Below are 20,245 nucleotides of genomic sequence, written 5' to 3'. Positions count from 1 at the left end.
GGTTTACAGCAAGGTGTCAAGTGAATAATCAACGGATTGGTAAGTAGTGCAAGGAAGAATTACGAGGTTGATCTCCAAGCGGGTAACCGTCACCGGAGTCTGTTTAACTCTCGTCGTAGCAGCTGGCTGCGGTCTTGCCTCGCGCGAAGAATCCCACGAAATGCCGATCAGTACTGCCGCGGGTACCGTGGGACTGCCTCCTGCCAACGATTCGGTGGAGCACCATTCCCCGATCGACAGGCTCCCGATCTACTGGCTTGAAAATATGGACCTCGGGGTTTTCCTCTACCGCGAGTACGCCACAAAAAACGCCACTGGCGAGCCGATCGGCGATTCAATCTCCTACCTGCTCAACGAAAAGCCGGCCAATGCCGAGTGGTACACGCATCTGAAGCCTTCGGGTGAAGTTGGCGTGTCCATGAACCAGGACAATGTGATCACCCTGGACCTACCGGAGAAGGTCTTCGGTGCAAAGCTTGATCGTGGCCTTTCCGAACGCACAATTCAGCAGCTGGTGTTCACCGCCACCGCCGCCGCGTCCAATGCAGGCCTCCTCGTTGGCTCGCTGCCACCGAAAGTGAGAATTCTGGTTGACGGCCGGGCCAACGCCACGGTCTTCGGCGACTTGCGACTGGCGGACTCCTACGACCGCGATGCCTCATTCATGGCCCCGATTTGGATTATCGACCCGCAATACGGGTCGACCCGCAAGGCCGGTCAGATCCAGTTCAATGCTCGCGCCTCGAAGTTCAGCGACGGCATCTATTACAGCTTGGAGAGCAAGGACAAGTCGGGAAAGCTCACCGTGCTCACCGCCGAGGAGCCAATCCCGGAAGATAAGGTCAATCCCGATGGCTCCTTTGATTTCACCAAGCAGCTGAGCGTAGGCGCCTACAAACTCACCTTCTGGGGCAGGGAATCCGGATCCGAAGAAAAGATCGCCTCGGTATCCAGCGAGTTCACCATTAAATAGGCTGCGAATATTCGCTACCAATTAAAAAGTTCCGCAGGCCGTCGGCCTGCGGAACTTCTTAATTGCTGAACCTTTCGGCGGCTACAGTTCTCCGAGCAGATGCCGAACCAGAACGAGGGCTGCCGGCCCGGCCGTCGAAGCGCGTAGCACGTGCTCGCCTAAGAGCGCGGCCTTGGCACCAGCGCCGACAAACTGATCGAGCTCCGCGTCGCTGATCCCGCCTTCGGGGCCCACTACCAACGTCACCCCCGCATGTGCCGGGGCCGAATCGAGCCACGACCGGGTTTCCTCGGCCACCGAGCATTTAGCTGATTCATGCAGGATCAGAACCAGCTCGCCCTGGGCAGCAAGCTGCGCGATCTGTCCGGCCAGAGCCTTGGACCCGAGCGGGTCCAAGACCTTTGGTTCGAAGGCGCGGCGTGACTGCTTCTGTGCCGAACGCACCTGCGAACGCCATTTAGCTAAGGCCTTTTCGGCCTTCGGCCCATTCCAACGCACAATCGATCGATCGGCCTGCCAGGGGCGGACCGTGAAAATTCCCAGTTCCACCGCCGATTCCACGGCCTGTAGATCCCGGTCGCCCTTGGCCAGCGCCTGCACCAGGCCGACCGGGTGGACCGGCGGCGCTTCTTCGATGCGTTCCACCACGGTCACGCTGAGCAGGTCCTTGGCCGCGGCACTGACCTTGACTCGCAACCGGAGCCCGGTGCCGTCGAGCAAGTCCAGCTCCTCGCCGGGCGCCACACGCTTGACCGCAACCGCATGGTGGGCCTCGGGCCCGGTGAGCTCCAAGCTGTCCCCCACCATGGCCTCAGCTGCTTGCTGAGCGTCGATCACGAAGCTGTGATTGCTCATGCTCAGCGTTGGTTCAACTTGTCACGCAGTCGCGAGAACATTCCACCGGACTGTTCGACGCGGCCGGCGGTCATCTCTTCGCCACGCAATGCCGCCAGCTGCTCGAGCAGCTCACGCTGTGCGGCGTCCAGCTTCGTCGGAGTCTCCACCTGCAGGTGCACCACGATGTCGCCACGCTTGCCACCGCGCAGGCGCGGCACACCCAGCCCTGGCAGAGTGATGGCGTCCCCGTCCTGGGCGCCCGATTCCACGGTGATCTGCTGTTCACCATCGAAGGTTTCCAGCTTCAGCTCGCAACCGAGGGCGGCGCCGGTCATTGGGATGGCCATCTTCGCGTGCAAGTCGGTCTGCGCGCGTTCGAAGACCTTGTGGCGGCGTACGTCGATTTCGACGAAGAGGTTTCCGTTCGGGCCACCGCCGGGACCGGCTTCGCCCTGTCCGCGCAGCTGGATACGAGTGCCGGCATCGACACCGGCCGGAATGTTCAGCGACTTCGAGACGTGCTCGCGCACGCGTCCCTCGCCATTGCATTCATTGCATGGATCCGGAATGGTCGTGCCAAAGCCACGGCAGGCCGGGCAAGTTTCCACGGTCATCATCTGGCCGAGGAAGGAACGCACCGGACGCTGGATCTGGCCCGCACCGCGGCAGGTTTCGCAGGTAACCGGGCTGGTGCCGGGCCGGCAGCAAGAGCCTTCACAGACCTTGCAAGTGACGGCCGTTTCCATCTCGAGCGGGTATACAGTGCCCTTGACAGCATCGACCAAATCGATGGTGATGGTGATCAACGCGTCGCGGCCGGCCTGCGTGCGCGAAGCCGGCCCTTGGGCTTGCCCGCCGCCGAAGAACTGTTCGAAGATGTCGCCGAAGCCACCGAAGTTCTGGCCTCCGCCGCCGAATCCCTGCTGGCCGTTGCCGTTCAGGTCGCCGGTGGCGTCGAAGTTGGCGCGCTTCTTTTCGTCGGAAAGGACTTCGTAGGCTCGTGTGACGAGCTTGAACTGCTCGGCTGCCCCCTCGCCTGGGTTGACATCGGGGTGCAGCTTGCGCGCCAGCTTGCGGTAGGCGCTCTTGATTTCCTGCGGGGTCGCGTCCTGGGCAACACCCAGCGTCTCGTAATGCGAGCTCACGATATTCGCCGTGTCCTTTCGTAAAAATATAAAACGTTGTTGCTGACGAAACTAGTTCGTCAAAATCTTTGACAGGTAACGGGCAACCGCCCGGACCGAAGACATGGAGGTTGGATAATTCATCCGCGTCGGACCGAGCACTCCAAGCTTGTTCCTGGTGTCCGAGCCATAGGTTGTCGCGATGACCGTTGCGTCGGAAAGCTGCCCGTAATGGTGCTCGGTGCCAATGGCTACCGCCACGCCCCGAGAGTCCGCTTCCAACTCGGAGAACAGCTTCAGCAGCACCACCTGCTCTTCAAGCGCTTCGAGCACCGGGGTGAGCGTCAGCGGGAAATCTCCCACCGAACGGGCAAGGTTCGCGGTCCCCGCCATCACGATGCGCTGGGTGTTAGCCGCACGTGCCATCTCCTGCAAGGAACCGAGCACCGTCATGAACAGCGTATCTTCCAGAAGCTGGAGCGGAATTGATTCGGTGGTCAGCGAACCTACGAGATCTGCCAACTGCCGACCGCCAAAGGCCTTGAGCACGCCTTGCTTCATACCCTGCAGTTCGTCGTCGCTATACGCCCTGGAAGTGCCGATCATCCGCTGGTCGACGGTGCCATTGGAGGCAATCATGACCATCAATACCTGGGATGAGCCAAGTCCGACTAGGTCCAGATTGCGCAGCGATGCGGTGTCATAGTGCGGCACCTGGATCAACGCCACCTGATTCGTCAAACGTGCCAGCAAGCGCACGGTGCTATGCAAGACTTCATCTAAATCCTGGGAATTATCCAAGATTTTGTTGATGGCCTCGCGCTCCGCCCGAGACAACGGCTTAAGCTCGCCGATCTGGTCAACGAATCGGCGATAGCCTTTTTCCGTGGGTATTCTTCCCGAGGAGGTGTGCGGGGCAGCGATGAGCCCCTCTTCTTCCAGCAAGGCCATATCATTGCGAATCGTGGCAGCAGAAACTCCCAGGTTATGCCGATCAAGCAAAGCCTTTGAACCTACCGGTTCATGCGACTGGACGTAGTCCTCCACAATGGCGCGTAAAACGTCCAGACGTCGAAACTCGCTCACGTCAACACCTCCTATGAACTCCGGCAAGGATTTGGCACTCTAACCTATCAAGTGCCAAGTCTAATACCTACATCGGTTGCTAGCATTGGATTTCGAGCGTATTCGATCACAGCGAAAGGCAGTACGTGACCAATTACTCCTGGGGAGCCCACGACCTCAGTGCACCTGCACCGAAAAAACTGCGTCAAGTTCCGATATCAATGGGCCTACTACTCGAAGACGTGGACAGCGGTTGGGTCGGCGAAGTGGTGCGTACCGAGAAGTCCGGAGGAATGCGGGTGATCGTTTTAGAAGACCGGCGGGGCAAGACCCGCTCTTTCCAAGCGGGCTTCGGCTTCCTGCTCGAAGGCGAGCCGGTGGAGATCGTTGAGCCACAAGCCAAGGCATTGGCGCCAAAGACCATGGTTTCAGCTTCCGGTTCCCGGGCGGTCACCGGTTTGAAGGCCCGCGAGGCACGCGCCAGCCGGATCTGGGTCGAAGGCAAGCACGATGCCGAACTAGTGGAGAAAGTCTGGGGCCATGACCTGCGCGTGGAAGGCATCGTCGTTGAGCCTCTGCATGGCGTCGACGATCTTGCCGGCGCCATTCGCGCTTTCAATCCCTCGCCCGAACGGCGTCTGGGGATCTTGGTTGACCACCTGATTGCGGGCACCAAGGAAGAACGTATAGTGAAGGAAGCGATGGCGGTTCCCGGTGCGGCGAATCATGTCCTGATTCTTGGTCATCCGTATGTCGACGTGTGGCAGGCGGTGAAACCGGCAGCACTTAATATTGAGAAGTGGCCGGTGATCCCCCGTGGAACGGATTGGAAAACCGGAATATTACGCGCGTTCGGCTGGCCGCATTCAACTGCCGAGGACATCGGGCTGGGTTGGCAGCGCATCCTTTCCCGAGTTGACCACTACGCACAGCTTGAACCGCAGCTGCTGGGTAAGGTCGAGGAGCTCATCGATTTTCTAACCAGCGAAGATTACGGTTTCCTAACGATTGACTAATAGTTGGATTTTTAGGGCGGGTTGTACTCTGCGTCGCTAGATCCTCGATAGAATCAGATCGACCACCCACTGCTAAACAAGGAAGCGCCACGTGACTGCACGCAAGACCGTACCGCCGGAAAATTCACGTTTCGAAGGTTCCAAGGTCTCGGCTTTGCCCTTGACTCCTTCCGAGGATCGCCAATGGGCCATGATGTCGCATTTCGGCGCGGTACTGGGATGCATTCCCGCGGCCATCATCTTCGCCGTGTACCGCGACCGTGGACCTTTTACCTCGCAGGAGTCGAAAGAAGCCTTCAACTTCACGTTTCCGCTGACCATTTTGGCCATCGTGCTGAACGTGCTCACCCTGGTTCCCGGGTTTGGCTGGGCGTTCGCGGTAGCCACCGTGGCGCTTTGGGTCTATATGACGCTGATGGGCGCCCGTGCAGCCATCCAGGCTAACAAGGGACGCCCATACCGCTACGCATTCAACCTGCGGCTAATGAAGTAACAATCCTTGCTGAAACTTTAGAAGTCCAACAGTTCCCGCACTACAAGGTCGGCCAGGAGCCGACCTCGTTGCGTTAACACGATCGTTCCGGCAAAGGCCGACTGCGGTTCGATCAGCTCGTCGGCAATGAGTCCGGCAACTGCCCGACGGCCATGCTCATCCAATTCGGCGATCGGCATGCCGCTGCCCAACCGGGTCAGCAGCATCGTGCGCTCCAGTTTGACTGCCTCGGCATCGGGGAACTCGCGGCCGTGGCCCGGGGAAATCCCGCCGTCGATCCGCTGCTGGTAGGCCGAAGGATGCTTCACATTCCACCAGCGCAGGCCACCAACATGCGAATGGGCACCCGGTCCGGCGCCCCACCAGTCTCCGCCTTGCCAGTAGGCAACGTTATGCCGGCAAGCATGCCCTTCGCCCTTGGCCCAGTTGCTAACTTCATACCAGCGGAAGCCCGCGGCCGCGAACATTTCATCGGCCAGCTGATACTTTTCGGCATGATCGTCATCGTCGATGTTCGGTACCTGTCCGCGGCGAATCTGCGCCGCAAGCTTGGTGCCCTCTTCAATAATCAGCGCGTAGGCCGAAATGTGATCCGGTTCATAGCTCAAAGCCGCTTCCACGCTGGTGCGCCAATCCTCCAAGGACTCCCCCGGAGTCCCATAGATCAGATCGACGCTCACCTGGAGACCCACTTCGCGAGCCCAGCGGACCACCTGCGGCACGCCCTTGGGATCGTGGGTTCGCTCCAGCACCGCCAGCACATGTGGCACCGCCGACTGCATGCCAAAGGACACGCGGGTGAACCCGCCGTCCTTGAGCTCTTGCAGGCTTTCACGGGTCACCGAATCCGGGTTCGCCTCGGTAGTGACCTCGGCGCCGGGCTTCAGCCCGAATTCGCTGTTGATGCGTGCCAAAACCGACACCAGGTCGCTGGCTGGCAGTAGGGTCGGGGTGCCGCCACCGAAGAACACGGTCTCGATTTCACGATGCGGCAAGCCAGATTTGTCCATCACTTGCCGAGCGAAGCTGATTTCCTGGCTGACGGTGGCCGCATAGCTGGCTTGGCTCGCCCCGGAACCAAGTTCCTTTGCGGTGTAGGTGTTGAAGTCGCAGTATCCGCAGCGCACCGTGCAGAACGGAATATGTACATAAAAGGACATGGTCCGCTCCTGCGCATTGTGTGAACACAATGCGGGGAGCAGACCATCGGCCGGAGCCGGATCGCCATCAGGCAAAACTGAGGGCATTTACTTCTTTTTCTCTTCGCCGGTGGACAACGCGGCGATGAAGGCTTCCTGGGGAACCTCCACGCGGCCGACCATCTTCATTCGCTTCTTACCGGCCTTCTGCTTTTCCAGCAGCTTGCGCTTGCGGCTGATATCGCCGCCATAGCACTTGGCCAGCACATCCTTGCGGATGGCGCGAATGGACTCGCGGGCGATGATGCGCGAACCGATGGCAGCCTGAATCGGCACCTCGAACTGCTGGCGTGGAATCAGTTCACGCAGCTTGCCGGTCATCATCACGCCGTATGAGTACGCCTTGTCGCGGTGGGTGATCGCGCTAAACGCGTCCACCTGCTCACCCTGCAGTAGAATATCGACCTTGACCAGGTCTGCAACCTGACTTCCGTCGGCCTTCCAGTCCAAGGATGCGTAACCACGCGTACGTGACTTCAGATGGTCGAAGAAATCGAAAACGATCTCGGCCAGCGGCAGCGTGTAGCGCATTTCTACGCGTTCTTCGCTGAGGTAATCCATACCGCGCAAGGTGCCGCGACGTCCCTGGCACAATTCCATGACCGAGCCGATGAATTCGGATGGAGCGAGAATAGTTGCCGAGACCAGTGGTTCGTGAACCTCGAGGATCTTGCCTTCGGGGAACTCCGAGGGGTTGGTCACGGTGGTCAACTGCTTGTCTTCGCCCATGACCTCATAGACCACGTTCGGAGCGGTAGAAATCAGGTCGAGGTTGAACTCGGCCTCCAAACGCTCACGGGTGATTTCCAGGTGCAAGAGCCCCAAGAAGCCAACGCGGAACCCGAAGCCCAAAGCGACGGAAGTCTCCGGCTCGTACACCAGGGCGGCGTCGTTGAGCTGAAGCTTATCCAAAGCATCGCGCAGCGCCGGGTAATCAGTACCGTCCATCGGGTAAAGTCCCGAGAACACCATCGGCTTCGGATCTTCGTATCCGCCGAGGGACTCAGCGGCAGGCTTCAGGCTATTGGTGACAGTGTCTCCGACCTTGGACTGACGTACATCCTTCACACCGGTGATCAGGTAGCCGACCTCACCCACGCCCAGTCCCTTGCTTGGAACCGGGTTAGGCGCGGAGACGCCAATTTCGAGCAGTTCGTGCGTGCTACCGGTGGACATCATCTGGACGCGTTCGCGCGGACGCAACATGCCGTCGACGACACGAACGTAGGTGACCACACCGCGGTAGGTGTCATAGACGGAGTCGAAGATCATGGCCCGTGCAGGAGCATCGGCCACGCCAACGGGCGGCGGAAGCTGCTTGATGACCTCATCCAGGAGAGCCTCAACGCCCTGGCCGGTCTTACCTGAAACCTTCAAGACGTCATCGGGATCGCAACCGATGAGGTTTGCCAGCTCTTCGGCATACTTCTCCGGCTGCGCGTTTGGCAGATCGATCTTGTTGAGCACCGGAATGATGTTCAGATCGCTCTCGATGGCCAGGTAGAGGTTCGCCAGGGTCTGTGCTTCGATGCCCTGTGCTGCGTCAACGAGCAGGACCGCGCCTTCACAGGCCGCCAGGGAACGGGAAACCTCATAGGTGAAGTCAACGTGGCCAGGCGTGTCGATCATGTTCAGCGCGTAGGTCACGCCATCGACTTCCCAAGGCATACGGACAGCCTGGGACTTGATGGTGATACCGCGTTCACGTTCGATATCCATGCGGTCCAGGTACTGGGCCTTCATGTCGCGTGCGGAGACCACGCCGGTGGATTGCAGCATGCGGTCGGCCAAGGTGGATTTACCGTGGTCGATATGGGCAATGATGCAGAAGTTACGGATGAGCGACGGATCGGTCGCGGCTGGCACCTGGGCGGTGCGGGCCAATGGAGACACCTAAACAGACCTCATTTGCAAACTAAGAATAGACGCGGAATTAGGCTCCATTCTGTCATGATTTACGCGTCACTACCTATTTGGTACCGCGCGCCCTGATAGTTTGTCGATCATGGCTTTGAATGTGCAGAAGATTCTTTCCCTCGTTGTGCGTGCAGTTAAGGTTTTCAACTCCACTCGCGCTAATGGGTCAAACACCTCCCCCACTACCCGCCGGCCGAGCAATGCTCCGAGCCGGGCTCAGCAGCGGCATGGCAGCAGCGATGGCGGGAACAACCTCCGCGAATCGGCCTACCCGGGCGATTTCCGCGGCACCGTCCACTATGAATACAACCCGAGCCTCGACGGCGAGGCCGATCCCGGCGAAGTGGTTTGGGGCTGGGTTCCCTACGAGGAAGACCACAGCCAGGGAAAGGACCGCCCGGTGCTGATTATCGGCCGCGATGACAGCTGGTTGCTTGGCCTGATGCTGACGAGCAAAGACAAGAACAATGGCGGTCACAGCAATCCGGACTACATGGACATCGGAACCGGCGCCTGGGACCGCGAGCGCCGTCCCAGCGAGGTCAAGCTCGACCGAATCATCCGCCTGTCGCAAAGTGCAGTACGTCGCGAAGGGGCCATTCTCGACGAGCAGCGTTTCGGCAATGTGGTGAACGCCCTAAATAACGGCCGCTAGGCGTTGGTCGTTGCCGCGGCGTTCTGCTAGAGTTAATTCTTGTGTGTCACGCAGGTTGGGTGACACGCCCCCTTTGGGTCGCCATAGGTGCCCCACACCGCTCAGTCGATGGCCCGAAGGATGAACCCTCTACCGACCGTATTTCGCAATAAACGAGAGAGTTTATTAAAGTGGCAAACATCAAGTCCCAGAAGAAGCGTAACCTTACCAACGAAAAGGCTCGTCTGCGTAACGTAGCAGTCCGCTCGGAAGTTAAGACCGTGGTCCGTAACGTCAACGACGCAATTGCCGCCGGTGACAAGGATAAGGCAACTGACGCATTGCGTCTGGCTGGCAAGAAGCTCGACAAGGCTGTTAGCAAGGGTGTTCTTCACAAGAAGAATGCTGCTAACCGTAAGTCGGCCATTGCCAAGAAGGTTAACGCCCTCTAAGCAACGCTAAACTTCAGCAAGATCCTCGAAGCCCTTGGGTTTCGGGGATCTTGTGCTTTAAGCACCGCTTCTCTGCCCTGCGGCACTGCGCTAGTGTTCAGCTATGCCATTAGTCGGTAGATCAGTAAATATTTTCGCAGGACGTGTCCTGCACCATTGGGAAATGCCAGCCACGGCAGACCAGGTGTGGCACGCGCTGACCGAGTCCGCGCCGTTATCGGGGTGGCTCGGGACGCTGGTCTCTGGGACCTTTCGCTCCGGTGAAGTAGTCACGGTCGAACACGCACCGAATTACCCCTGCACCTCACAGGTGCGAGGAATTGATCCGCTCAAGCTCTTGGCCATGTCCTGGAAGTTCCCCGACGAAGAGCCCTCGGAGTTGCGGATCGAACTCACCGGGCGAGAATCCAGCACCGGGTTGCACCTCGAACACCGGGGGTTAGCGGATAAGGCCGCCGACTACCTGATCGGTTGGCATACTCATCTGCGGTATCTGGAAGATCTGCTCGCCGGCAAGCCGCGCGACATGGTGGATTTTTGGACGCTCTACGAAGAACTGGCCCGTTCCACCGATCCCAAGCGGAACGAAAGCTAGGTGCCAGGCAAGCCGAGCTATCGCTGCGGTGCTTTGGAAGCAATAAATAAGATCGCACGTTCCAAGGCATAGCCTGGTGACCGCCCGCCGCCTTTGACCATGCGATCTGTTTGGGCGATGTTCTCAATGCATTGCGCGACATCAGCGCGTTTCCAACCGCGTGCTTGCTGCTGCGCTGACTGAACCTGCCACGGCGCCATGCCCAGCTCGGAGGCCAAGGACGCCGCCGGCTCGTTGACTCCGAGCACCTTCGCCAGCTGACGGATCTTCATCGCCAAGGTCGCGACGATGGGAATTGGATCTGTTCCGGTATCCAGGGAGTGGCGCAACGTGGTCAAGGCCAATTGCGCATTTCCGGCCAAGGCGGCGTCCGCCACTTTGAAGGCCGTCGCTTCGATACGGCCACCATAGTACCGATCGACCACCTCTTGATCGATGGTTCCGGTGGTGTCCTGAATCAGCTGGTGACAGCTGGATCCAAGCTCTGCCAAGGAATTGCCAACCGCGGCGACTAGTGACTTCACCGCGTCATTGGTGATCCGGCGCTTTGCCGACTTGAATTCGGCTTGCACAAAGTCGATTTTCTCGGCGTCGCGTTTAATCGGCTGGCAATTGACGAGCAACGCGCCGGCGGCCTTTATGACATCCAGTAATTTCTTGCCGCGGGTACCCCCGGAGTGGTGCATGATCAGCACATTCTCCGGTGCCTGATCCTTCAGATAATTCAAGGCATCTTTGAGGAAGTACTCGTTCATTGATGCCAGGTCGTGTACCTCGACGAGGTTCGCGCTGGAAAACAACGAGGAGCTCGTTGCCAGCAACAGTTCGCCTGGCTCGTAGCTGGCCGCGTTGAGCCGAGTATGCTGGATGTCCTCGCGCGTAGCAGCTTGGCTGCGCAACAGCTCGAAGGCGCGCGAAGCCAGATATTGTTCGGATCCGGTCAGCAGAATCAAGGGTTGGGGTGTTAAATCCCGCCAAGAAATTCCCGGAGATGCTTGCGCGCGTGCCATCGAGCTCCTTCATGCGTCGTGCGTTATCTCGATCCTACCGAACTGCAGGCCCGATCGCTGTGGCGAGCACCTTGTCCGGTTCGAATGTGAGCAGAACCGTACCCTCGAGGTCGGATCTGATCACGCGCGCGCCGGTGGCTCGCGCGGCATCGAGTATTTCTTGATGCGGATGACCATAGGAATTGTCTTTTCCGGCAGATATCAAAAGGACCTGCGGCCGCAGTGTTTCAATGATTTCCGTGCCGCCATTGCGCGCGCCGTGATGCGAAGCCTTGAGCACCTGGACCGGAGGTTGCGGCAGCTCGGCCAGCAGCTGATGCATCGCTGCTTCCTCCAGGTCTCCGGCGGTAAAGAAGCTCAGCACCTGCCCTTGGACAAGAAAGTCGAAAACGATCACCAAGGAGGTGTCATTGGGTTCGGCATAACGCGCACGGATTTCATTTGGCCCGATCACCCGGTAGTGCACCGCGTCCGTGCCACCGCTATCCCCCGGTTTGAGCACTGTGGTCTCGGCCCAGCGGCTAGGGTCGAAGCCGGGCGAAACCAGACGCTGATCGATTTGCAATCCCGTCCCTTCCACCTCGGCGATCCCGCCAAGATGATCGGCGTGTTCATGCGTGATGAAAACCTTGGATAACTTTTTGATTCCCAGCTGATTCACGCAGTCAGCCACGCCCCCATCTGTGGGTCCGGCGTCCAAGAGCCACCCCTCAGCGGGACCAGTACGAATCACGAACGCGTCACCCTGGCCGACATCGCACATCGCGATATTCCAGGTCACCGGGATGGCCGGACGGTAGAACAGGGTCGCCGGGAGCACCAGCGACACGAGGAGCACCACGAGCACCGCCAATCCGGCGCCGGCCAGCCGATGAATACTCGCGTGCTCGCTTTCATAGGTGCTCAGCAGCAGGACGGCGAACACCACCGAGAATCCAACTGCCAGAGAGATGCCGGCAATCCCAGGAGGCCATGGACGTGCGGCACCGGGCAGCTCGACTACCCAGAGCGCGAGCTTTCCAATCCATCCCGCTGGAAGGCCAGGCACCCATAACAAGATGTCGGTGACCGCCGGCAATGGAGTACAGCACAGCAGGCAGATCACCCCCATGCTGGTGATCAGGGGCAGCAATGGTGCGACCAAGAGGTTGGCCGGCAGCGAGTACAGGCTGAAATTTGAGTTCAAGGCGATGATCACCGGCAGACAGGTGAATTGCGCGGCGCAGCAAATTGCCGTCAATTGCGCAAACCACGACGGGAAGAGGCGTGAAAGGATGTCGGTGAGGGCCGGTGTCAGTACGATGATGCCCAAGGTGGCCAGTACGGATAAGGCGAAGGCCGGTTCCACTGCTAGCGACGGATCGATCAGCAGCAAAATGGTCCCCGACAGGCTCAAGATGCCCAAGGACCCGCGCCCGCGGCCCAGCATGAGCGAGATTGTTGCGATGATTCCCATTAATCCGGCGCGGAGCACACTCGGGTCAAGGCCCACGAACCAGATGAATAAGGCCAGGAAGCCGATGCCCAGCAGCGCGGCCAGCACCCTGGGCACGGCGCAAAGCCTGAGGATCACCAGCACCATGGCACCGAGCAACGCCACGTTTGACCCGCTGACGGCGGTGAGGTGGCTCAGCCCGCTGTCTTTCATTGCCGCGGAGAGTTCTTCGCCCTGCCCCGAGCGGTCCCCGTAGAGCATGCCCGGAAGGAGCCCGCGGGCCTCGTCGGGTAGTTCTTTCAGGCTCGACGCGAATCTGGTTTTCAAGTGATCTGCCGGTGTCGGTTCCTGCCAGGTCTTCACCACCGGTTCGCTCTGTGCCCGAGCCCACCAGTGGAATGCACCTTTTGCCCCGGTAGATTGCAGGTCCAGAATTGTTTCGAAACTATCCGCGCCGGTTTCCAGCGGGTAGGGCAGGCTCAGATATATCGGAATGGGGCAAGCAACCCACTGCTCCTGGTGCCAATATTCTCCGATCTGCGCAATGCCCTTGTTCGTTCCGTCTTCGCCGAGGCGCGGCGGATCGTTAAAGGCCACGATGACCCGCCGCTGCTGTTCTGCTCCCTCGGGCAGCCGGCAGTCGTTCTGCCCCTGGGCGGCGAAGCTGATGCTGATCGAGGCCAGGAGCAGCAGCAGCGGTCCGGTGAACCAGGGAGCCGAGGAGGGAGCATCGTGACGCCGGCGCAGCAGCAGCGCGAAGCCCACGAGGAAGAGCAGCAGCACGATGAGGGTGACCAGCACCGGCGGTTGCAGGTATGCGGTCACCCAGGCCCCGGCCAAGATCCAAAGCCCGCGGAAGTCCGTCTTCATGGGATCACCAATTCCGACAGCTCCCCCAAGAGCACCGGGCCTATTCCAGAGACAGCGTCGAGTTCCGCGACGCTGGTGAACGGGCCATTTTTGTCCCGGAAGTCGATAATGCGTTTGGCTAGTGCCGGGCCGATGCCCGGCAGGGTCTGCAGGGTCTGCGCATCGGCCTGGTTCAGCGAGATCTTCGCGTTTGGCCCTTGGGCTTGCGGGGCGCCCGGAGTTGCCGAGGCATCACTAGTTCCGGGCAGGATGATCTGCTGCCCGTCGGCGAGTTTGGCCGCCAAATTCAATAGCTCCGGGCGGGCTTTTTTGCTCATCCCGCCGGCTGCTTCGATCGCATCGGTGATCCGCGAACCATCGGGAAGCTCGTAGACGCCGGGCTTTTTCACGGCCCCGACCACATGCACGGTGAGCGTAGCCAGCGGTTCGGTGGCGGCCGGGTGTTCGGGGTCGGCCACCAGCGGAATGGAATCCAGCTCTTCGGCCGCCGGCGGAGGCGAGAAGATGATCGAGAAGGCCACCCAGGCCAGGACCACGAGGACCAGCACGAGGGCAGCGACCCGCGACACGGCGAAGCGCAACCTGGTCGGCCGTGGCGCAAGTTTACTGAAGAAGTCGTGGCGCCCCATGGCCGATAGTTTGCGCCACTACTACGAAGGGAGGGTGTCCTCCGGCTCGGATTGTGGATTCAACGGTCCCACGGCCACGGCGAGCACCCCGATGCCGGTATGCGCCGCGAGCACCGCCGGCAGGGATTCGATCAGCACCTGCTGCGCGCTGAGCGGAGCGAGCTCGTTGGCGATCTCGGTGGCGAGTTCGGCCGCGCCGAAGTGCATGACGCCGATGCGTACCGGCCCCTGGGCCGCGGTAGCAGCCTGGGCGCCAAGCGCCACCAGCCGCGCCTGGGCCCGAGCGAAGGAGCGCGGCTTTTCGATGGGCTGGATCACACCCGCGTCGATGCTCAGGATCGGTTTGACGTTCAGCAGGTTGCCAAGCACCGAAGAGATGGTGCTGATCCGTCCACCGCGGCGCAGCTGCTCCAGGCTCGGCACGGCGAAGTAGACGGAATTCCGCGCCGCGCCGCGGGCGATCTGCTCGAGCATTTCCAGCGGGGCTCCGGCATCGCGCGCGGCCAGCACGTCGGTGACCGCAAAGCCCTGGGGCATGGCGACGGTGCGCGAATCGATGACCTGCACCGGGATTTTGATGTCGGCGGCGGCCAAGCGCGCGGCCTCCACCGTCCCGGAAAGCTGCCCGGAGAGGTGAATGGAGATGATCGACTCGCAACCGGCGGCGGCCAGCTCCCGGTAGGCCCGGGCGAATTCTCCGGGCGCCGGACGCGAGGTCTTGACGGATTTTCCCATGGCGAGCCCCATCATCAGGGCGTTCAGATCTTCGCCGTGCACGTGGTTGTCCACGATGATCGGGATTCCCAGGCAGGCGAAGTCTTCGCTGTCCAGCAATTGTGCTGGCAGGCAGGCGGCGGAGTCGGTGACTACGCCGATTCGGGTACGCGCAAGCCCACGCGGGGCCAGCCATTTAGGCAGCCAGCCCGCGCGTGGGCCCTTGGTGCGTTCGTTCATGCCTTGAGCTTACGGTGCCGGAACCACATTCACGAGCTTCGGCGCACGGACGATGACCTTCAACGGCTCCTTGCCGTCGAGCATGCGAATCACCGTCTCATGGGCCAAGGCCTGCTCGCGCAGGTCATCCTCGGAAATGTCGATCGGAACTTCCAGGCGTGCGCGGACCTTGCCCTTGATCTGGACCACGGCGGTGACGGTATCGTCAACCAGCAGCGACTCATCGACCTCCGGCCAGGCGCTGTTCACGACGCTCGGTGCGTAGCCGAGCTCGGCCCACATGTCCTCGGCGGTGTAGGGGGCGAACATGCTCAGCAGCTGGGCGGTGACGGTGGCCGCCTCGCGGACGGCCGGGTCGGCGGCGCCGGCTCCCGAATCGATGGTCTTGCGCGCCGCGTTGACCAATTCCATGGTCTTGGCGATCACCACGTTGAACTTGCCCGAATCCAGCAGCGCGGCTGCCTCGTGCACGGTGCGGTGGGTGACCTGGCGCAGCGCCTTCTCACCGGTGGTGTAGTCCACGTCCTGTGCGCTGGTGACGTCCTGGGCGATGCGCCAGGCGCGGGCCAGGAACTTCTGCGAACCGCTTGGGGACACATCGGCCCAGTCCACGTCGTCCTCCGGAGGGGAGGCGAAGATCATGGTCAGCCGCACCGCGTCGACGCCGAACTTGTCCAGCTGCTCGCCGAGGTCCACGCCGTTGCCCAGGGACTTGCTCATGGCCTTGCCGCCGTTGAGCACCTGGCCCTGGTTCAGCAGCGCGCTGAACGGCTCGGTCGCGTCGATCAGGCCCAGGTCGTGGATGACCTTGGTGAAGAAGCGCGAGTACAGCAGGTGCAGGATCGCGTGCTCGACGCCGCCGACATACTGGCCTACCGGCATCCAGTCGCGGACCGCCTGCGGGTCGAAGGGGCCCTCGGTGTAGTTCGGGGAGACGAAGCGCAGGAAGTACCAGGAGGAGTCCACAAAGGTGTCCATGGTGTCGGTGTCGCGCTTGGCGTCCGCCCCGCACTTCGGGCAGGGCACGTTGACCCACTCCGCCACGGCGGCCAGCGGGCTGGTGCCCTTCGGCGCCAGCTGCTCACCGCGCAGGTTATCGGGCAGGCGCACCGGCAGCTGGTCATCGGGTACCGGGACCTCGCCGCATTCGGCGCAGTGGATGATCGGGATCGGGGTGCCCCAGAAGCGCTGGCGGCTCAGCAGCCAGTCGCGCAGCCGGTAGTTGACCGTGTGTTCGCCGGTGCCGGCGGCTTCCACGATTTCGATCGCCTTGGCGACCGCTTCGGTCTTGTCCAGCCCGGTCAGCTCACCGGAGTTGACCAGCTTGCCCTCGCCGGCGGTGGCGGTTCCCGACACGGCCGGGTCCTCTTCGCCGGTCTCCACGACCACGCGCACCGGCAGGTCGAAGGTGCGGGCGAAGTCCAAGTCGCGCTGGTCGTGCGCGGGCACGGCCATGATCGCGCCGGTGCCGTAGTCGGCCAGCACGTAGTCCGCCGCCCAGACCGGCAGCTTCTCACCCGAGAGCGGGTTGATCGCGTAGCGGCCGGTGAACACGCCGGTCTTCTCGCGCTCGCTGGACTGGCGTTCGATTTCCGAGAGCGTCTTGACCTGCTCCTGGTAGGCTTCCAGCGCTTCGCGGTGCTGCTCGGTGACCAGCTCGTTGGCCAGCGCGGCATCCGCGGCGACCACCATGAAGGTCGCCCCGTAGAGGGTGTCCGGGCGGGTGGTGAAGACCGGGATCTGCACCTCGGCCAGTTGCTCGTGGGCTTCGATCTGGAAGGTGACCTGGGCGCCTTCGGAACGGCCGATCCAGTTCTTCTGCATCAGCAGCACGCGCTCGGGCCAGTGCCCCTTGAGCGCATCCATGTCCTCGAGCAGGCGGTCGGCGTACTCGGTGATCTTGAAGTACCACTGGTTCAGCGACTTCTTGGTCACGGCGGTGCCGCAGCGTTCGCAGGCGCCGTTGACTACCTGCTCGTTGGCCAGCACGGTCTGGTCCTTCGGGCACCAGTTGACCGGGTGGTCCTTGCGGTAGGCCAGGCCCTTTTCGTAGAACTTGTTGAACAGCCACTGCGTCCAGCGGTAGTACTCCGGATCCGAGGTGTGCAGCCGGCGATCCCAATCCGCGGAGATGGCGTAGCGCTTGAAGCTCTCGGCCTGGGTGTCGATGTTCTTATAGGTCCACTCGGCCGGGTGCGCATTGCGCTTGATCGCGGCGTTCTCCGCCGGCAGGCCGAAGGAATCCCAGCCGATGGGGTGCATGACGTCAAAGCCACGCAGGCGCCAGTAGCGTGCGACGACATCGCCCATGGCAAAGGCCTCCGCGTGGCCCATGTGCAGGTCACCGGAGGGGTAGGGGAACATATCCAGCACGTAGCGACGTTCACGGGTGCCATCGTCGGCCGGCTTGAACACTTCTAGTTCATCCCAAACCGGTAGCCACTTGGACTCGAGGTCCTTGAAGTCGTAGGTTCTGGTCTCGTTCGTCGATGATGTCACTGAGCTCGTCTCACAAACTTGCGGAAAAATTTCCTGACGGAAAAACTTGGTATTGTCTCCAGACACAACAAAAGCCCCCAAATATCCACTCGGGGGTACGGCCGCAGGCCGCTCTTAGACTAGGTCGCGCTGAAAATGCATACAGCGATTCTATCGCAGTTCCCGCCGCAGAGGTGCATCGATGAAGTGCGCGCTGCGCCACGGCAAAAACGGCATGCCCACGATCGCTTCCCCGGCCGCCGGCTGGCACCGCAGCCCAATGAACCCCCTACCCGTCGGCAAACATGGATCCCTACGCTTCGACGCCGCGGATACTCGGCGAATCCAGCAGCCCGTGCATGGGGCCGATCCGTTCGATCATGGCGGGCAGCGGCCTGGTAGCCGTCGAGGAACGCGCTGAGATCCGCCGGGTCATTGCCCGAAAAGCCTGCGCGGCATAGGCCAAGTCCCCCAATCTGGTACTCGGCTCGCCAGCATCCCAGTCGATGAACACCCAGCGCTCCCCTGGCCAGATTCCACGGGGCCAGATCGGGCTGTCGAAGTCCTCGCCCAACGCGGACCATTCTGCCGCATGCATCCAGCCCAGGGGCTCCCCGCTGGATACGAAATGCCGGGGGTTTCCATCGCGCCCAAGGCCGGCGCAAGAAATATTCCGCCAAGCTATCCACAGCCCGTGGACGAAGCCGCGGCGCAGGGCCGCCCCGGCGTAATCATGGAGGCATGAACACGCCAGCACTCATCTCAGCGCTGCACACCCTGTGCAGGGCCCCGCTTCAGCTCGGGGCGCACCTCACCGGTGCCATGCTCGTGCGCCTGGGGATCCTCTGTCTGGCCTTGTTCACCGCCATCGGCCAGCTGGTCCACCAGACCCGCGACCCGCGCCTGGTCCTGGCCCATGCGGATCTGGTCGAGAAGTTCTCCCAACAGGTCCACCTCGCCCAGCTCACCACCGCACTGGATGCGGAGGCCAGCGGCGCGCACGCGCTCAGTCTGGAAACCTACGACGGGCTGCGCGACGGCACCTGCAGCTTCGAGGCGCAGCCCGAACTAGCCGCCGGCCGCACCTGCTATCAGAGCACCGGCGATCTGCTCGCCGCCTGGCTCGGACTGAATTACTTCGAGGCCCAACGCCGTATCGACGATGCCCACCTGCTCATCGGCCGCCGTACGCCGCAAGGCACGATCTGCGAGCCGCGCTTCGCCCAGCTGGCCGAGGTCTATGCCAAGGGCGGCGCCGACCGCCGCAGCATCGCAGCCACCGCACGTCGCCTGGAGAAGCTCGAAGCCACCGACACCACCTTCGACGGCGTGCCCACCGAGCTGAAGGCGCGCGACACCGACGGCCGCTTCCTGGAGGAGCATGCCGCCGAGTCACTGCGGAGCCTGGGGCCAGATGAAGCACGCAAAGACATCAGCTCCCGGATCAGTCTCTACAAGCAGCTCAAAGGCGACAAGCTCCCACCGAAGCTCGGGCTGTTCATCGGCCCGGTGGTCCAAGGCGTGCACGAATTCACCCTTCGCACCCTAGCCACGCAGGCCCAGCTGATCCGTTCGATCGCCGTGCAGGCCAGCGCCCCGCGCACCAAGGCCGGCCAGGCAGCCCGGACCCCCGTGCAGCCCGATGGCAGCACCGAAGCAGCCGATCAGCCCGCCACCGAGCCAACGGCTGCCCGGGCGGCGGAATCCGCCGAATCTATCGACCGGTCCGGCACCGCCGAGGAACCAACAGCCGGAGCACCAACATGGCTGCGCACCGAAAATCCCATGCCCGACTGGGCCCGCGCAGCGGAAGAACCCTCCGGAGCCAAACCCGAGCTGCCAGCGGACGATGCTGAAGCAACGCCCGGGAAGAGCATCCCGGCCAACGCAGAAGTTGCCTCGGACCGCGAGGAGGTCAGCGTCGCACTGCGCAGGCTCAACGCGCTCATGGCGATTCTCGCCACCCCCGCAGGAGGCAAGGCCAAGGCGGTCATCCCGCGATTCATTGTCTACATGTGGCTCAGCGATCTGCAGAATCTGGACCGCGCTTATGGGACTACTTCCAACGGCGTTCGGCTCCCGCCCGGCGAGCTCAGACGGGCTCTTGCCAAAGCCAATGTGATCCCCGTGGTGCTCGGCGGCAACAGCCAACCCCTGGACATGGGAAGATCCAGACGCTACCACGAGGGCTACGTGCGGGCGGGTGTGCTGGCGCGTGATCGCGGATGCATTGTGCCCGGCTGCACCACGGCTCCCGATCACGTGGAGATCGATCACTATAAGCTGCCCTGGGCCGAGGGTGGCACCACAAGTGTTAAATCCGGGGCGGCGGTCTGCCCCGATGGCCACCATAGCCGCCATCTCGGACAGCTTAAGATCGTGGACGTCAACGGCCTGCCGCACGTCATCCTGCCTCCGCATCTGGACCCGGAGCAGAAACCGCGGCGCAACACCTATTGGGATGCGCTGCAGCTCGGTGATGCTCCCGACCCCGATGTAGCTGATCCGGAGCCACCGGAGAACGACGAGTGATGTCCCGGCGTTGAGGGTTAACGACAGCGGGA

18 protein-coding genes are annotated in these 20,245 nt (G+C 61.7%); 7 read left to right on the top strand and 11 right to left on the bottom strand.

The features are described 5' to 3' along the window. Window positions 1–67: 67 nt before the first annotated feature. Window positions 68–973, top strand: a complete 906-nt coding sequence (locus tag ACT3TP_RS01710) for a GerMN domain-containing protein (protein ID WP_444618974.1) — start codon at window positions 68–70, stop codon at window positions 971–973. Between the two features lie 81 nt (window positions 974–1,054). Here the strand turns inward: ACT3TP_RS01710 and ACT3TP_RS01705 are convergent, their stop codons facing one another. From ACT3TP_RS01705 to hrcA, 3 genes are read right to left on the bottom strand one after another with little or no spacing between them, the layout of a single operon-like run. Then, entirely contained in the window at window positions 1,055–1,828 is a 774-nt protein-coding gene (locus ACT3TP_RS01705; protein WP_096284726.1) for a 16S rRNA (uracil(1498)-N(3))-methyltransferase, read from the bottom strand. A 2-nt stretch (window positions 1,829–1,830) separates the two neighbouring features. Further along, window positions 1,831–2,955, bottom strand: a complete 1,125-nt coding sequence (gene dnaJ, locus ACT3TP_RS01700; protein ID WP_444618972.1) for a molecular chaperone DnaJ — start codon at window positions 2,953–2,955, stop codon at window positions 1,831–1,833. A gap of 51 nt (window positions 2,956–3,006) precedes the next feature. Further along, window positions 3,007–4,020: a heat-inducible transcriptional repressor HrcA gene (gene hrcA, locus ACT3TP_RS01695; RefSeq protein ID WP_096284730.1), complete on the bottom strand. Its 1,014-nt coding sequence runs from the start codon at window positions 4,018–4,020 to the stop codon at window positions 3,007–3,009. Between the two features lie 125 nt (window positions 4,021–4,145). On the opposite strand from hrcA, the gene ACT3TP_RS01690 reads away from it, so the two are divergent. Together ACT3TP_RS01690 and ACT3TP_RS01685 are read left to right on the top strand one after the other, a co-directional pair. Further along, on the top strand, window positions 4,146–5,015 hold the full coding sequence (locus tag ACT3TP_RS01690; RefSeq protein ID WP_105552135.1) for a DUF3097 domain-containing protein: 870 nt from the start codon (window positions 4,146–4,148) through the stop codon (window positions 5,013–5,015). Window positions 5,016–5,106: 91 nt separating this feature from the next. After that, on the top strand, window positions 5,107–5,508 hold the full coding sequence (locus tag ACT3TP_RS01685) for a DUF4870 domain-containing protein (RefSeq protein ID WP_096284734.1): 402 nt from the start codon (window positions 5,107–5,109) through the stop codon (window positions 5,506–5,508). Between the two features lie 17 nt (window positions 5,509–5,525). Here ACT3TP_RS01685 and hemW read toward each other — a convergent pair whose 3' ends face one another. Continuing rightward, window positions 5,526–6,755, bottom strand: coding sequence for a radical SAM family heme chaperone HemW (gene hemW, locus ACT3TP_RS01680; protein ID WP_096284736.1), 1,230 nt, complete (start codon window positions 6,753–6,755; stop codon window positions 5,526–5,528). Next, window positions 6,756–8,600: a translation elongation factor 4 gene (lepA, locus tag ACT3TP_RS01675; RefSeq protein WP_096284738.1), complete on the bottom strand. Its 1,845-nt coding sequence runs from the start codon at window positions 8,598–8,600 to the stop codon at window positions 6,756–6,758. Between the two features lie 112 nt (window positions 8,601–8,712). Here lepA and ACT3TP_RS01670 point away from each other — a divergent pair, with 112 nt between their 5' ends. The 3 genes from ACT3TP_RS01670 to ACT3TP_RS01660 all read left to right on the top strand — a co-directional run bounded on the left by ACT3TP_RS01670 (window position 8,713) and on the right by ACT3TP_RS01660 (window position 10,305). Next, a complete protein-coding gene (locus ACT3TP_RS01670; protein WP_444618969.1) occupies window positions 8,713–9,279 on the top strand; it encodes a type II toxin-antitoxin system PemK/MazF family toxin in 567 nt (188 codons plus the stop codon). 170 nt (window positions 9,280–9,449) lie between these two features. After that, window positions 9,450–9,710 carry a 30S ribosomal protein S20 gene (rpsT, locus tag ACT3TP_RS01665; protein WP_096284742.1) on the top strand — a complete coding sequence of 87 codons (261 nt, stop codon included), beginning with the start codon at window positions 9,450–9,452 and terminating at the stop codon, window positions 9,708–9,710. A 163-nt stretch (window positions 9,711–9,873) separates the two neighbouring features. Beyond that, window positions 9,874–10,305 carry an SRPBCC domain-containing protein gene (locus ACT3TP_RS01660; protein ID WP_176484119.1) on the top strand — a complete coding sequence of 144 codons (432 nt, stop codon included), beginning with the start codon at window positions 9,874–9,876 and terminating at the stop codon, window positions 10,303–10,305. 17 nt (window positions 10,306–10,322) lie between these two features. Here the strand turns inward: ACT3TP_RS01660 and holA are convergent, their stop codons facing one another. The 6 genes from holA to ACT3TP_RS01630 all read right to left on the bottom strand — a co-directional run bounded on the left by holA (window position 10,323) and on the right by ACT3TP_RS01630 (window position 18,279). Continuing rightward, the gene (gene holA / locus ACT3TP_RS01655; RefSeq protein ID WP_444618967.1) at window positions 10,323–11,315 is read right to left on the bottom strand and encodes a DNA polymerase III subunit delta; all 993 of its coding nucleotides are present in this window, start codon (window positions 11,313–11,315) and stop codon (window positions 10,323–10,325) included. Between the two features lie 34 nt (window positions 11,316–11,349). Then, window positions 11,350–13,620 (bottom strand): ComEC/Rec2 family competence protein, encoded by a 2,271-nt coding sequence (locus ACT3TP_RS01650; RefSeq protein ID WP_444618965.1) that lies wholly within the window; start codon window positions 13,618–13,620, stop codon window positions 11,350–11,352. Beyond that, window positions 13,617–14,249 carry a helix-hairpin-helix domain-containing protein gene (locus ACT3TP_RS01645; RefSeq protein WP_444618963.1) on the bottom strand — a complete coding sequence of 211 codons (633 nt, stop codon included), beginning with the start codon at window positions 14,247–14,249 and terminating at the stop codon, window positions 13,617–13,619. The genes ACT3TP_RS01650 and ACT3TP_RS01645 overlap by 4 nt, the downstream gene beginning before the upstream one ends. A gap of 21 nt (window positions 14,250–14,270) precedes the next feature. Further along, a complete protein-coding gene (locus ACT3TP_RS01640) occupies window positions 14,271–15,203 on the bottom strand; it encodes a DegV family protein (RefSeq protein WP_096284752.1) in 933 nt (310 codons plus the stop codon). 9 nt (window positions 15,204–15,212) lie between these two features. After that, the gene (gene leuS / locus ACT3TP_RS01635) at window positions 15,213–17,732 is read right to left on the bottom strand and encodes a leucine--tRNA ligase (RefSeq protein WP_444615669.1); all 2,520 of its coding nucleotides are present in this window, start codon (window positions 17,730–17,732) and stop codon (window positions 15,213–15,215) included. 262 nt (window positions 17,733–17,994) lie between these two features. Further along, on the bottom strand, window positions 17,995–18,279 hold the full coding sequence (locus ACT3TP_RS01630; protein ID WP_444618961.1) for a hypothetical protein: 285 nt from the start codon (window positions 18,277–18,279) through the stop codon (window positions 17,995–17,997). A 143-nt stretch (window positions 18,280–18,422) separates the two neighbouring features. Here ACT3TP_RS01630 and ACT3TP_RS01625 point away from each other — a divergent pair, with 143 nt between their 5' ends. Next, window positions 18,423–20,213 carry an HNH endonuclease signature motif containing protein gene (locus tag ACT3TP_RS01625; RefSeq protein WP_444618959.1) on the top strand — a complete coding sequence of 597 codons (1,791 nt, stop codon included), beginning with the start codon at window positions 18,423–18,425 and terminating at the stop codon, window positions 20,211–20,213. Window positions 20,214–20,245 lie beyond the last annotated feature (32 nt).

Source organism: Glutamicibacter sp. AOP38-B1-38 (assembly GCF_052377485.1).
Classification (GTDB): domain Bacteria; phylum Actinomycetota; class Actinomycetes; order Actinomycetales; family Micrococcaceae; genus Glutamicibacter.
Note: the sequence above shows the minus strand (reverse complement) of the source record. Positions and strands in the feature narration are given on the sequence as shown.

Excerpts from the sequence above, each read along its gene's own strand:
- ACT3TP_RS01705 (WP_096284726.1), bottom strand. The coding sequence starts at position 1,828 with ATGAGCAATCACAGCTTCGTGATCGACGCTCAGCAAGCAGCTGAGGCC.
- hemW (WP_096284736.1), bottom strand. The coding sequence starts at position 6,755 with ATGCCCTCAGTTTTGCCTGATGGCGATCCGGCTCCGGCCGATGGTCTG.
- ACT3TP_RS01670 (WP_444618969.1), top strand. The coding sequence starts at position 8,713 with ATGGCTTTGAATGTGCAGAAGATTCTTTCCCTCGTTGTGCGTGCAGTT.
- ACT3TP_RS01660 (WP_176484119.1), top strand. The coding sequence starts at position 9,874 with ATGCCAGCCACGGCAGACCAGGTGTGGCACGCGCTGACCGAGTCCGCG.
- holA (WP_444618967.1), bottom strand. The coding sequence starts at position 11,315 with ATGGCACGCGCGCAAGCATCTCCGGGAATTTCTTGGCGGGATTTAACA.
- ACT3TP_RS01650 (WP_444618965.1), bottom strand. The coding sequence starts at position 13,620 with ATGAAGACGGACTTCCGCGGGCTTTGGATCTTGGCCGGGGCCTGGGTG.
- ACT3TP_RS01645 (WP_444618963.1), bottom strand. The coding sequence starts at position 14,249 with ATGGGGCGCCACGACTTCTTCAGTAAACTTGCGCCACGGCCGACCAGG.
- ACT3TP_RS01640 (WP_096284752.1), bottom strand. The coding sequence starts at position 15,203 with ATGAACGAACGCACCAAGGGCCCACGCGCGGGCTGGCTGCCTAAATGG.
- ACT3TP_RS01630 (WP_444618961.1), bottom strand. The coding sequence starts at position 18,279 with ATGCATGCGGCAGAATGGTCCGCGTTGGGCGAGGACTTCGACAGCCCG.
- ACT3TP_RS01625 (WP_444618959.1), top strand. The coding sequence starts at position 18,423 with ATGAACACGCCAGCACTCATCTCAGCGCTGCACACCCTGTGCAGGGCC.